The 13561-nt window shown below is 64.0% G+C and carries 10 protein-coding genes; 6 read left to right on the top strand and 4 right to left on the bottom strand.

All coding sequences use genetic code 11. The annotated features are described in order from the left end of the window. Positions 1–33 precede the first annotated feature (33 nt). From ftsZ to ACGYK7_RS05830, 5 genes are all read left to right on the top strand, one after another. On the top strand, positions 34–1644 hold the full coding sequence (ftsZ, locus tag ACGYK7_RS05850; protein WP_394399915.1) for a cell division protein FtsZ: 1611 nt from the start codon (positions 34–36) through the stop codon (positions 1642–1644). A gap of 207 nt (positions 1645–1851) precedes the next feature. After that, on the top strand, positions 1852–2775 hold the full coding sequence (lpxC, locus tag ACGYK7_RS05845; RefSeq protein ID WP_394399913.1) for a UDP-3-O-acyl-N-acetylglucosamine deacetylase: 924 nt from the start codon (positions 1852–1854) through the stop codon (positions 2773–2775). Between the two features lie 241 nt (positions 2776–3016). Further along, positions 3017–3883, top strand: coding sequence for an outer membrane protein assembly factor BamD (locus ACGYK7_RS05840; protein WP_394400396.1), 867 nt, complete (start codon positions 3017–3019; stop codon positions 3881–3883). A gap of 32 nt (positions 3884–3915) precedes the next feature. Further along, positions 3916–5586 (top strand): DNA repair protein RecN, encoded by a 1671-nt coding sequence (gene recN / locus ACGYK7_RS05835; protein ID WP_394399911.1) that lies wholly within the window; start codon positions 3916–3918, stop codon positions 5584–5586. A gap of 62 nt (positions 5587–5648) precedes the next feature. Further along, entirely contained in the window at positions 5649–7334 is a 1686-nt protein-coding gene (locus ACGYK7_RS05830) for a chloride channel protein (RefSeq protein ID WP_394399909.1), read from the top strand. A gap of 7 nt (positions 7335–7341) precedes the next feature. On the opposite strand, the gene ACGYK7_RS05825 is transcribed toward ACGYK7_RS05830, so the two are convergent. From ACGYK7_RS05825 to cobT, 3 genes are read right to left on the bottom strand one after another with little or no spacing between them, the layout of a single operon-like run. Then, entirely contained in the window at positions 7342–7686 is a 345-nt protein-coding gene (locus tag ACGYK7_RS05825) for a DUF427 domain-containing protein (RefSeq protein WP_394399907.1), read from the bottom strand. A gap of 30 nt (positions 7687–7716) precedes the next feature. Further along, positions 7717–9507 carry an aminopeptidase P family protein gene (locus ACGYK7_RS05820; protein WP_394399905.1) on the bottom strand — a complete coding sequence of 597 codons (1791 nt, stop codon included), beginning with the start codon at positions 9505–9507 and terminating at the stop codon, positions 7717–7719. 42 nt (positions 9508–9549) lie between these two features. Beyond that, positions 9550–11424, bottom strand: a complete 1875-nt coding sequence (gene cobT, locus ACGYK7_RS05815) for a cobaltochelatase subunit CobT (RefSeq protein ID WP_394399903.1) — start codon at positions 11422–11424, stop codon at positions 9550–9552. Between the two features lie 215 nt (positions 11425–11639). On the opposite strand from cobT, the gene ACGYK7_RS05810 reads away from it, so the two are divergent. Next, positions 11640–12485 (top strand): PRC-barrel domain-containing protein, encoded by an 846-nt coding sequence (locus ACGYK7_RS05810; protein WP_394399901.1) that lies wholly within the window; start codon positions 11640–11642, stop codon positions 12483–12485. Between the two features lie 76 nt (positions 12486–12561). Here the strand turns inward: ACGYK7_RS05810 and cobS are convergent, their stop codons facing one another. Continuing rightward, positions 12562–13548: a cobaltochelatase subunit CobS gene (gene cobS, locus ACGYK7_RS05805; protein WP_394399899.1), complete on the bottom strand. Its 987-nt coding sequence runs from the start codon at positions 13546–13548 to the stop codon at positions 12562–12564. Positions 13549–13561 lie beyond the last annotated feature (13 nt).

Below are 13561 nucleotides of genomic sequence, written 5' to 3'. Positions count from 1 at the left end.
CGGGACGCGGGCAACTGGACAGGCGGACAGCACATGACACTCAACCTTTCAATGCCAGGACATGATGATCTGAAACCCCGTATCACCGTCTTCGGTGTTGGCGGGGCAGGCGGCAACGCGGTCAATAACATGATCGAAAAGCAACTTGACGGTGTTGATTTCGTCGTGGCCAACACCGACGCGCAAGCGCTGCAGCAGGCGCAGGCCGAGAACCGCGTGCAACTGGGCATCAAAGTGACCGAAGGTCTGGGTGCGGGCGCGCGCGCCTCTGTCGGCGCCGCCGCTGCCGAAGAGAGCATCGAGCAGATCGTCGACCACCTTGCGGGCGCGCATATGTGCTTTATCACCGCTGGCATGGGCGGCGGCACCGGCACCGGGGCGGCCCCGATCATCGCGCAGGCCGCGCGTGAACTGGGCGTGCTGACTGTCGGCGTCGTGACCAAACCCTTCCAATTCGAGGGCGCCAAGCGCATGCGTCAGGCCGAAGACGGCGTTGAGACGCTGCAAAAGGTCGTCGACACGCTGATCATCATTCCCAACCAAAACCTCTTCCGTCTGGCGAACGAAAAGACCACCTTCACCGAAGCCTTCTCGCTTGCCGATGACGTGCTGTACCAAGGTGTGAAAGGCGTGACCGATCTGATGGTCCGTCCGGGTCTCATCAACCTCGACTTCGCCGATGTCCGCGCCGTGATGGACGAGATGGGCAAGGCGATGATGGGAACGGGCGAGGCCGAGGGCGAAGATCGCGCCATCCAAGCCGCCGAGAAAGCCATCGCCAACCCGCTGCTGGACGAAATCAGCCTGCGCGGCGCCAAGGGCGTGCTCATCAACATCACCGGCGGTCAGGACCTTACCCTGTTCGAACTCGACGAAGCGGCCAACCGCATCCGCGAGGAAGTGGACCCCGAAGCGAACATCATCGTCGGCTCCACGCTGGACGAAAGCCTTGGTGGCCTGATGCGCGTCAGCGTTGTCGCCACCGGCATCGACGCCACCGATGTGAACACCGAAATCCCGGTCCCGCGCCGCTCCATGAGCCAGCCTTTGCGTCAGAACGTATCGGTTGACGATGTGGCGCAGGTGTCCGCCGCGCAGGCGCCCGTCGCCGCTTCCATCGCTGCCGAAGCGCCGCAGGAAGTCGAGCAGGCCGCCCTGTTCCAAGACCTCCAGCCGAGACAGCGCGAGCAGGATCAGTATGAGGACGAGAACGTTGTCGAAGACGACGACGGTCTGCCCGCACCGGCCTACCAGCCCGAGGTCGCCGCATTCGAGCCGCGTCAGGAAGAGGCTATCGAAGCCGAGCCCGAAGCCTTCGTCGCACCGCGTGCGCCGACCCCCGGCACACCGTCCCCCGAAGCGCTGGCCCGTCTGCGCGCCGCCGCGCAGAAGGCCGCGCCCGAGCAGCACCGTCAGGCGCAGCAGCAGCAGGGTGAACAGGGCGACAAGAGCCGTTTCGGCATCAACTCCCTGATCAACCGGATGACCGGCCACGCCGAAGGTGAAGCGCAAGCCCGCCCCGCACGTCAGCAGCCGCCGGTGCAAACCCGCGCCTCTGCCGCCGCGCCGCAGCCGCAGGAAAACAACGATCCCGATCAAGAGCGCATCGAAATTCCCGCGTTCCTGCGCCGTCAGGCCAACTGAACTGATCACAATAGATGACGAAAGGGCTGCCTTGGGGCGGCCCTTTTTCTTTTTGGAACAATTGCTTGCAGTAAGGTCGGCACGCGGGCGCCCAAATGTTACGGGCATGTTTCAGACCGTTGCAAAGATTGAGTTGAGCAAAATGAACCCGCCCCTTAATCCAGAGTTCAACACACAAGAAGATGTTCGAAGCTTGAGGATGACCCGGTGCAGACAACGATCAAATCAGCGGTAAGTTTTACTGGCACAGGCCTGCACTCCGGTCTGCCTGCGACGGTGACACTGCGCCCGGCGTCGGCCCATCACGGCATTTGGTTTTCGCGCAGCGATGTGGCTGTTGGTGACCGTCTGATCCCCGCTCGTTGGGACGCGGTGAACCGTTCGCCGCTCTGCACCAAGCTGGAAAACCCAACCGGCCTGTCGGTCTCGACCGTCGAGCATTTGATGGCCGCCGTGGCGGGTTGTGGCATCCACAACCTTTTGGTCGAGATCGACGGCCCCGAAGTGCCGATCCTCGATGGCTCCTCGCTGCCTTTCGTGCGCGGCATCATGCAGCGCGGCCTGCGCCAGCTTGCCGCCCCCGTGATGGCCTTCGAAGTGCTGAAAACCGTCACCGTGCAGGATGGCGACGCGGTCGCGACGATCTCGCCCGCCAATACGCTGCGCATCGATTTCGAGATCGACTTTGCCGATGCCGCCATCGGGCAGCAGCGCAAGTCGTTGGTGATGAACAACGGCTCTTTCGCACGCGAACTTTGCGACAGCCGCACCTTCTGCCGTCAGGCGGATGTGGAGGCGATGCAGGCCAATGGTCTGGCCCTCGGCGGCGAAGCGGGTGAGAATGCGGTGGTTTTCGACGGCGATGCCGTCGTCAGCCCCGGCGGTCTGCGCCACGCGGATGAGCCGGTGCGTCACAAGATGCTCGACGCGCTTGGCGATCTGGCACTGGCAGGGGCGCCGCTCTTGGGCCATTACGAAGGCAAGCGTGCGGGCCATTCGCTGACCAACACGCTGCTGCGCGCGCTCTTTGCGACACCTGATGCCGTGCGTCTGGTGGCCTGCGATGCGGCGCAAACGGCGCGGCTGCCCGGCTCTGGTCTGATCTGGGACGAAATCCCCCAGGTTGCCTGATCCCGCGGCAGGCCAGCGGCACCGCGACGCGCAGGGCGCTTCGGCGGCGAAGTGCCATTGAACGCCTTGCCAATGCCTTGTATTCACTAAGCCGAAGTGACAAGCCTGACCCAGCGATGCGCCGCCGCGCAGCCGGTTGCGGACGGGGGCGGAATGGGCGTTTTGCAACGCAGTTTATTGTGCTAGTCACATGCGCAAGAGGGTCAAAGACCATGGGTTGGACGATGCAAGGGGTGCGGGCATGACGGTAGCGGGATCGCGCAAGCGGACGATCAGTGCGGTGCTTCTGGTCGCGACATTGGCAGCCTGCGGCGGTGGTGACGGACGCTCTGACGGGAACTTCTTCAACCCGCAGGAAATCCCGCTTGAAACCTATTCGGCCGAGCAGATTTTCGAGCGCGGCGAATATGAGCTAACCAACAGCAACCCCGGTGAAGCCGCGTTCTACTTTGCTGAAATCGAGCGTCTCTATCCCTATTCCGAATGGGCCAAACGCGCCCTGATCATGCAGGCGTTCGCCTATCACAAAGATCAGGACTATCCCAACAGCCGCTCCGCTGCGCAGCGCTTCATTGATTTCTACCCCGCCGATGACGATGCCGCCTATGCGCAGTATCTCTTGGCGCTGAGCTATTACGATCAGATCGACGAGGTGGGCCGCGATCAGGGGTTGACCTTCCAAGCGCTGCAATCCCTGCGCGCCGTGATCGAAGGCTACCCGGACAGCGAATATGCCCGCTCCGCGATCCTGAAATTCGACCTCGCCTTTGATCATCTGGCGGGCAAGGAGATGGAGATCGGCCGCTACTACCTGCGCCGCGATCACTATACCGCCGCGATCAATCGCTTCCGCGTCGTGGTCGAGGATTTTCAGACCACCACCCACACCGCCGAAGCGCTGCACCGTTTGGTCGAAGCATACCTGTCGCTCGGCCTGAACCATGAGGCGCAGACGGCGGGGGCCATCCTTGGCCACAACTACCGGGGCTCCGACTGGTATGAGGACAGCTACAAACTGCTGACCGGGCGCGGCCTTGCGCCTGCCTTCTACAAAGACAATTGGCTGGGTGCGGCCTATCGCCAGACCATCAAGGGCGAGTGGCTTTAAGGGGGGTGGGGTCGCCCATCCGACGGTTTTAGATGCTGCGCGGACTCGATATTTCAGACATGCTGATCATCGACCGGCTGGAGCTTGGCTTCCAGCCGGGGCTGAACGTGCTGACCGGTGAAACGGGCGCGGGCAAGTCGATCCTATTGGATTCGCTCGGCTTCGTTCTGGGCTGGCGCGGGCGTGCCGATCTGGTGCGCCAAGGGGCCGAACAGGGCGAGGTGACCGCTTGGTTCGATCTGCCGCCCGGCCACCCGGCCCATGTGGTGCTGGAAGAGGCGGGACTGCCTGCCGGGGATGAGTTGATCCTGCGCCGCATCAACACCTCCGACGGGCGCAAAACCGCTTGGGTCAATGACCGCCGCTGTTCGGGTGAGGTGCTGCGCCGCCTGTCCGAGACATTGGTGGAATTGCACGGCCAGCATGATGACCGCGGCCTGCTGAACCCACGCGGCCACCGTGCCATCCTTGACGACTATGCCGGAAATGCCCCTGCGATTGCCAATCTGCGCGCGGCGTGGCACGCGCTCGGGGCCGCGCGCAAAGCCGCCGCCGCCGCTGCCGCCGAACGCGAGGCCATCGCCGCCGAGGAAGAGTTCCTGCGCCACGCGGTGGCCGAGTTGGACAAGCTCGACCCCGAAGCGGGCGAGGAAGCCGCCCTCGACACCCGCCGCCGCCAGATGCAAGGCGCCGAGAAAATCCGCCGTGATGTGGTCAACGCCTATGAGCTGTTGGGCCAAGGCGGGGCAGAGACCGCCATGGGTGACGCGCTGCGCTGGCTTGACGGTGTGGCCGACAAGGCCGAAGGCGCGCTGGAGGGCCCGCTTGCCGCGCTCAACCGCGCCATGGTGGAATTGGACGAGGCGATGTCCGGCGTGGCCGATGCAATCGACGGCATGTCGTTCGACCCCTATGAGTTGGAAGCCTGCGAAGAGCGGCTTTTTGCAATCCGCGGCCTCGCGCGCAAACATGACGTGCAGCCCGATGACCTGGCCGGTTTCGCCGACACGCTGCGCGCCAAGCTCGACGCGCTTGATGCGGGCGAAGCGGCGCAGGAGGGGCTGGAGAAGGCCGTTCGCGACGCGCAGGCGCTTTACGACGAACGGGCCAGAGCGCTGACCGAGGCGCGCCGTAAGGCCGCAGCCAAGCTCGACAAATCCGTGGCGGCCGAGCTTGCCCCGCTCAAGATGGAACGCGCAGTGTTCCAGACGCAATTGACCGAAGAACCCGCTGGCCCCGAGGGGCGCGATGCGGTCTCCTTCACCGTGGCTACGAATCCCGGCGCGCCTGCCGGACCCTTGGGCAAGATCGCCTCGGGCGGGGAACTCAGCCGGTTCCTTTTGGCGCTGAAGGTTTGTCTGACCCAGACGCAATCCGGCCTCACCCTGATCTTTGACGAGATCGACCGTGGGGTAGGGGGCGCCACCGCCGATGCCGTGGGCCGCCGCCTAAAGGCGCTGGCCGCCGAGGGGCAGGTCTTGGTCGTCACCCATTCGCCGCAGGTCGCCGCCCTCGGCGCGCATCACTGGCGCGTGGCGAAATCGGTGACAAAGGGCATGACCACCTCCACCGTCACGCCCCTTGCCGCCGAAGAGCGGGTCGATGAGGTCGCCCGAATGCTTGCAGGCGATACGATCACCGATGCGGCCCGGGCGGCGGCAGAGGCATTGCTCAACGGGCAACAGGGCGCGACGACTTCTTAAATGGCGGTTTTACCCAAGGTCAGCTTGCCCTAGACAGAAAGGGTTCAACTGGTCTTAGTCCCATGCCTTCGCAAGATAACGCTTTCTTTTCGCAACAACTTCAGCAGGCGCTTGGCGGCTGCAAACAGGGCTGGACGGTGCTGCGCACCCGCGGGCCGGGGAAGGTGACATTTTGGTTTATCGCGCTGCTGGTGGGCATCGCCGCGGGCTTTGCCGCCCTATTTTTCCGTAAGGGGATCAACTGGTTGCAGGCCACGCTTTACGTCACGGACGATGTGCAATTCCTGCACAGCTTCCTTGCCGGGCTGCCGTGGTATTGGGTGGTGCTGATCCCGACCCTGGGCGGGCTGCTCGTGGGGTTGATCCTGCACCGCTTCACCCGCGACGGGCGCGCGCGCAGTGTGGGCGACGTGATCCTCGGCGCCGCCATGCACGACGGTCGGGTCGAGACCCGTGCCGGGGTCGCCTCGGCGCTGGCTTCGCTCATCACCCTGTCCACGGGCGGCTCATCGGGCCGCGAAGGGCCGGTGGTGCATCTGGCCGCCGTGATCTCGACCAAGGTCAGCCGCTTCATCAAGGCCGATGGGATCACCGGGCGAGATCTGCTGGGCTGCGCCGTGGCGGCGGCGGTCTCGGCCAGCTTCAATGCGCCCATCGCTGGCGCGCTTTTCGCCCTCGAAGTGGTGCTGCGCCATTTCGCCGTCCATGCCTTTGCCCCCATCGTCATCGCCTCCGCCGCGGGCACAGTCATCAACCGGCTTGAGTTCGGCGGGCTGACGGAATTCGTCCTGCCCGGCCTTGGCGATGTGCAATTCTACGTCGAACTGCCCGCCTTCCTGCTTTTGGGGCTGACCTGCGGTCTGGTCTCGGTCGTGCTGATGCGCGCGATCTTCTGGGCCGAGGATTTCGGCAACTACCTGCAAGCGCGCACCGGCCTTGCCCGCTGGCTGCGCCCGGCGGTGGCGGGGGCGATCCTAGGGGTCATCGCGCTCTGGTTCCCACATATCATCGGCGTGGGCTATGAGACGACCTCCCGCGCGCTGGTCGGCGAACTGGTGCTGCATGAGGCCATCATCTTTGCCGTGCTCAAGGTCGCCGCCGTGGCGATCACGCTTGGCGGGCGGATGGGCGGCGGGGTGTTCTCGCCCTCGCTGATGCTGGGCGCCTTGACCGGCCTTGGCTTCGGGATCATCGCCACCGGTGTCTTCCCCGAGATTTCGGGCTCTTCGTCGCTCTACGCTCTGGCGGGGATGGGTGCGGTGGCCGCCGCCGTGCTGGGCGCGCCGATCTCGACCACGCTCATCGTGTTTGAGATGACAGGCGACTGGCAGACCGGTCTGGCCGTGATGGTCGCCGTCAGCATGTCGACCGCGCTGGCCTCCCGGCTGGTCGACCGGTCTTTCTTCCTCACTCAGATGGAGCGGCGCGGCATCCATCTGGCCGCAGGGCCGCAGGCCTATCTGCTCTCGATGTTCATGGTGGGCCGCATCATGCGCCGCCCCGATGATGAAGACGCGGCCTCGGAAGACGCCTGTTGGGATTTGATCGACAAGGGCACCTATATCGACGGCAGCGCCACGCTAGAGGCCGCGCTGCCGCTGTTCGATCAGACCCATTCCAATTTCATCCCGGTGGTCACCCTCAGCGCGGATGCGCCGCCCGAACTGCTGGGCGCGCTGTTCCACGTCGATGCGCTGAAGGCCTATAACCGCGCCCTCGCCGCCACGGCGGCTGAGGAGCATTCCTAAGCCGCGCTCAGATCCGTTCGATCGCGATTTCTTCCATCGGGGTGAAAGCCAGATAGCCCTTGATCTCGGCCATATCCGCCTTCGGGTCTTCATAAGACCAGACGGCGTCTTGCAAGGTCCGGCTTTTGGTCACCACCGAGAAATAGCTCGCGTCGCCCTTATGCGGGCAGTGGGTGGTCTTGTCGGTGCCATCGAGGAACGCCATGGCGATGTCGCCACGCGGAAAGTAGATCACCGGCGGATAGTCCCCCTCGCGCAGTTCCAACGCGCCCGTGGATTCGCCCAATACGGCCCCGCCAGCGCGAACAACCCATGTGCCCTCCGCCGGAGTAATCTTGATATGGTCGGCCATGCCGTACCCCCCTTTACTTAAATCGGACGCTCACAGGGGCGCCGTTGCCGCATCCAACCACAGTTTTGTAACAGGTGATACCCGCGGCCCGATCTTTTCCGCCACGTCGCGGTGATAGGCGTTGAGCCAGTCCCGCGCCTCGGGGCTGAGCGCCGCCACATCAATCAGACGCCGATCAATCGGCACCAGCGTCAGGGTGCGCCAATCGAGCATCTTGCGATGCGCGTCCCCGCCGGGCAGGGCGGGGGCTTCTTGCACCACCAACAGGTTCTCGATCCGAATGCCAAAAGCCCCCTCGCGGTAATAACCCGGCTCATTGCTCAGGATCATGCCCGGCGCCAGCGGCACATGGCTCATCCGGCTCAGCCGCTGCGGCCCTTCATGGACCGACAGATAGGCGCCAACTCCATGGCCCAGACCGTGATCGAAATCCTGCCCCGCCATCCAAAGTGGCAAACGGCCCAGCATTTCGATATCCCGCCCCGCAAGCCCGCGCGGCCAGCGCAGACGGCTCATGGCGATCATCCCCGAAAGCACCCGCGTGAAAGCCGCGCGCGCCTCCTGATCGGGGCTGCCGATGGCGATGGTGCGGGTGATATCGGTGGTGCCGTCCAGATACTGCCCCCCGCTGTCGAGCACCAGAAGATGCCCCTCCTGCAAGACAGTATCGGTCTCTTCATTCACCCGGTAATGGATGATCGCCCCATTCGCCCCGGTGCCCGAGATAGTCTCGAAACTGATGTCGCGCAGGGCAAGCTCCCGGCGCCGCAGCGCTTCGAGCTGCCGCACCACCTGCGTCTCGGTGACCGTGCCGGGCGCCTGCGCATCCAGCCAGGCGAGCAGCTCGACCATTGCGGCACCATCGCGCAAATGCGCCTCTGCTGCCCCGGCAACCTCGGCGTCATTCTTGCAGGCTTTGGGCAAGGCACAGGGGTCTTCACCAGCCTGCGCCCGATCCCCCAGCAGATCCGCGAACAACAACGGGGCCGACTGCCGATCAAGCCGCACCGGCCCCTCAAGCGCGCGCAGGTAATCGGGCAGCCCCTCAGGATGCCGCTGCACCACCTCTGGCCCCAGATGGTCCTCCACATCCACAAGCTTCTCAGCCGCCACGAACAGATCGACCCGCGCATCGTCATGCAACACGGCAAACCCATGCGCCACTGGGTTGCGCGGAATGTCCTGCCCGCGAATGTTCAACAACCAGTTGTGGCTGTCGGGCAGGGTGATCAATGCCGCCTTCTGCCCCGCCGCGCGCAGATCCGCGGCCAAACGTTGGCGCTTGGCCTCATGGCTTTCCCCTGCAAAATGCTCAGGATGCGCCGCCACCTTGCCCATCGGGGCCCCGGGCTGGTTTTCCCAAATACGGTCGACAATATTCGAGACGCGCCGCATCTCGATCCCAGACCCCGCCAAGGCCTCGAACAAAAGATCCATCTGCGCGGGCGTATGCAACATTGGATCGAAACCAACCACGCCGCCCTCGGGCAATTGGTCCTTCAACCAATCGGCCAAAGACACCTCGGGCCAGGGCACGGGTGTAAACACTTCCGCCACCTGCGCTTTGACCTGCGTGCGATAGCGCCCGTCGATGAAAACCCCCGCCACATCGCGCAGCGCCGCACAGAACCCGGCAGAGCCGGTGAACCCCGTCAGCCAAGCCAACCGATCATCCCGCGGGGCGACATATTCACCCTGATGCGCATCGGCGCGCGGCACGAGGAAACCGTCCAACCCCGCCGCCTGCAACTCCGCCCGCAGCGCCGCCAAACGCGGGGGCCCCTGTTCCGGACGCGCGGTGACCTCGAAACTCTGGAACACGCGGCCCCTCCTTCATCCTTTTTCAAATACCGACCCGACGGTTCAGCCCACGCGGCGCATGCCCATGACACGCGCCCGTTTCCGCGGATCGCTGTCAAAGAGCGCTGCAAGCTGTTCCGTCATCGCCCCGGCAAGCTGATCCACATCCGTGATCGTGACGGCGCGGTCGTAATAACGCGTCACGTCATGGCCGATGCCAATCGCCAACAACTCCACCGCGCGGCGTTTCTCGACCATGGCGATCACATCGCGCAGGTGTTTTTCCAGATAGTTGGCCGGGTTTACCGACAGGGTGCTGTCGTCCACCGGCGCGCCATCGGAAATCACCATGAGGATCTTGCGCGCCTCATGGCGTGCCAGCATCCGCCGGTGCGCCCATTCCAGCGCCTCACCGTCGATGTTCTCTTTCAGCAGTCCCTCTTTCATCATCAGACCCAAATGGTCCCGCGTCCGGCGCCAGGGGGCGTCGGCGCTCTTGTAGATGATGTGGCGCAGATCGTTCAGCCGTCCAGGCTGCGCGGGGCGGCCGTCGTTGAGCCACGCCTCGCGCGCCTGTCCGCCCTTCCAGGCGCGGGTGGTAAAGCCAAGGATCTCGACCTTGACGTTGCAACGCTCCAGCGTGCGGGCCAGCACGTCGGCACAGATCGCGGCGATGGAGATCGGGCGGCCCCGCATCGAGCCGGAGTTGTCCAACAGCAGCGTCACCACGGTGTCGCGGAACTCGGTGTCCTTTTCGACCTTGAAGCTGAGCGGCGTTGTCGGGTTGGCCACCACCCGCGCCAGACGGCCCGCGTCGAGCGTGCCCTCTTCAAGGTCGAATTCCCACGAACGGTTTTGCTGCGCCTGCAAGCGGCGCTGCAACTTATTCGCCAGACGGCCGACAGCGCCTTTCAGCGGCTCGAGCTGCTGGTCCAGATAAGCGCGCAGGCGTTCCAATTCGATCGGCTCGGCCAGTTCCTCGGCCCCGATCACCTCGTCATGCGCGCTCTGATAGACACGGTATTCCGGGTCGGCGTCTGAGACGGGCGGCGGCGGCGGCGGGTCCATGGGAGCATCACCCTCGGGCATCTCCGCCTCATCGCCCAACTCCTGATCGGCCTCGTCATCCATCGAGACCTGCGCCTGACTTTCGTCCTGCTGCTGCTCTTGGCTGTTCTCGGGGGTGCCCTCGGCCTCTTCCTCGTCCTGATCGTCTTGGCCGGTGCTGTCGGGATCCTGCTCCTCTTCGCTGCCCTCTTCGGCCTGATCCTCTTGATCCTCGTCTTGGCTGTCGGGGTCATCGCCCAACTGATCGCCATAGCCGAGGTCCGAGATCATCTTGCGCGCCAGCCGCGCGAAATCTGCCTGATTGGCAAGGCTGCCGTCGATCCCCTCAAGCGTGCCACCCGCCTGATCCTCGATAAAGCCGCGCCAGAGTTCCATGGCGTTCTCAGCCCCTGCGGGCAGGGGGCGCCCGGTGGCCATATGACGGACCATATAGCCCGCCGCGACCGAGAGCGGCACGTCGCTGGCCTGTTTGGCCTGATCATAGCCGCGGCGCAGCGCCTCGTGCTTGATCTTGACATCGATGTTGCCGGCGGTGCCGGGCATATCGCGCGCGCCCATGGCCTCGCAACGGGCGGTCTCCATCGCCTCGTAAAGTTCGCGCGCCATGTCGCCCTGCGGCGCATAGCGGGCGTGGGTCGCGGCATCGTGGTAGCGGCGGTTCAGCGCCAGCGCGTCGGCGGTGCCGCGGGCCAGCAAAACCTCTTCGCGGGTCATCCTCCGGCTCACCTGCGGCAGGCGCATCGCGTCACCGGAAAGCCCCGAGGGATCAACGGAGTAGCTGACATTCAGCTCGGCGTCATCGGCCATCACCTTGGTCGCCTCGGCGAGGGCCTTTTTGAACGCGTCAGCGGGGTTGTCGGATTTCTTCATGAGCCCATGCCTCTATCAGCTTTGACATGAGGTTTGGCAGGTTTTCGCAGGAGGGTCAAAGGGGCAGGGCCCCTGCACGGTATGCGCCAGTTTCCGCCCATGTCACCCGTTAAGCGGGAACCCCCAACCTCGGATCGGCATTTCCCCAGCAGTCGACGCACCGGTGCCTCTCTGAACCCTGGCAGCAACGCGTCCCAGCAAGTAGGAGTAAGAAAATGACCAAGTTCATGCAACATGCGAGCCGTCTGGCCATGATCGCCGTTTTGGGTGCCGCGCCCTTGGCCGCCACCGCACAGGATGCCACCAAGCCCGCAACGGACGAAGCCACTGCCGAGGCACCGCAGACCGATGAGGCAACGCAGAACGGTGAGGCGGGTGCAAGCGACGATGCGGTAGAGGCCGAGACCGAGACAGACACTGCCGAAGCCTCCGAAGGCGATGCGGAAATGGAAGCCGATACCGCCGAAGCCCCTGATGGCGACGCAGAGATGGGGAACGACACCGCAGAGACACCCGATCCGGAGGCTGCCACCGAGAGTGCCGAAGCACCGGCCACGACAGAGCCGATGACCGAAGACACGGCAGAGGCCCCGGCGACAGAACCCTTGGGCGATACCGTTGCCCCCGCTGAAACAACCGCCGAAGTCCCCGCGGAAGAGCCTGCAAAGCCGGTTGAAGGACAGATCACCATGCAGAGCGAGAATACGATCCTCGCGGATGATCTGATTGGCAGCAACGTCTATTCCGACGCAGGCGAGAAGATCGGTGATGTGGATGACCTGATCGTCAACTTAGATGGCACCGTCGAAGGCGTTGTGATCGGTGTTGGAGGTTTCCTCGGCATGGGTGAAAAATGGGTTGCCGTGAAAATGGACAGCCTGTCGACCATGACCGACGAAAGCGGCACGCTGCGTTTGGTATCCTCGGCCACGAAGGCTGACCTTGAGGCTGCAGAAGCCTTCAAAACCGCGCAGGATATGGAAGCCGAGCAGCAAGCGCTTGAGAACGCAGCCCCGCAAGACCCCAACGCGGTCACGACCGAGCCCGCACCGGTCAATTAAGCAGAGGGCCATAGCCTGAACGACAAAGGGGCGCTGATATCAGCGCCCCTTATCTTTAGTCAGTGGTCTGAGCGTCTTAGCCCAGGCTCAGGCTGGCCGCGCTTTCGGGGAGTTCCTCATCGAACAGACGCTGATAGAACTCGGCCACGGTCTGGCGCTCAAGCTCGTCGCATTTGTTGAGGAAGGACAGCCGGAAGGCATAGCCCACGCTGCGGAAAATCTCGGCGTTCTGGGCCCATGCGATCACGGTGCGCGGGCTCATCACGGTTGAGAGTTCACCATTCATAAAGGCGGTGCGGGTGAGGTCGGCCACGGTGACCATCTGCTTGAGGGTCTTGCGGCCCTTCTCGGTGTTGTAATGCGGGTTCTTGGCCAGCACGATCGCGGTCTCGGCGTCGATGCTGAGGTAGTTCAGCGTGGCGACAAGGCTCCAACGGTCCATCTGCGCTTGGTTGATCTGCTGGGTGCCATGGTAAAGCCCGGTGGTGTCGCCCAAACCCACGGTGTTCGCGGTGGCGAAGAGGCGGAAATAGGGGTGCGGGGTGATGATCTCGTTCTGATCCATCAGCGTCAGCTTGCCGTCATGCTCCAACACGCGCTGGATCACGAACATCACATCGGCGCGGCCCGCGTCGTATTCGTCAAAGACAATCGCGGTCGGGTTGCGCAGCGCCCAAGGCAGGATGCCTTCGTGGAATTCGGTGACCTGTTTGCCGTCGCGCAGCTTGATCGCGTCTTTACCGATGAGGTCGATCCGGCTGATGTGGCTGTCGAGGTTGACGCGCACGGTGGGCCAGTTCAGCAGGGCGGCGACCTGTTCGATATGGGTCGATTTGCCCGTGCCGTGGTAGCCTTGGATCATGACACGGCGGTTGTGGCTAAAGCCTGCAAGGATCGCCAGCGTGGTGTCGGGATCGAATTTATAGGTGCTGTCGATGTCCGGCACGCGGCTGGTGCGCTGCGGGAAACCCTTGACGACCATATCGGTGTCGATGCCAAAGACATCGCGCACCGAGACCTCTTCGGTGGGTTTCATGTCATGTTCCAGTGCACCGTCGGCCATCGCTCGTCATCCT

Origin of the sequence: Sulfitobacter sp. 1A15299 (assembly GCF_043556915.1) — a bacterium.
Classification (GTDB): Bacteria; Pseudomonadota; Alphaproteobacteria; order Rhodobacterales; family Rhodobacteraceae; genus Sulfitobacter.
Note: the sequence above shows the minus strand (reverse complement) of the source record. Positions and strands in the feature narration are given on the sequence as shown.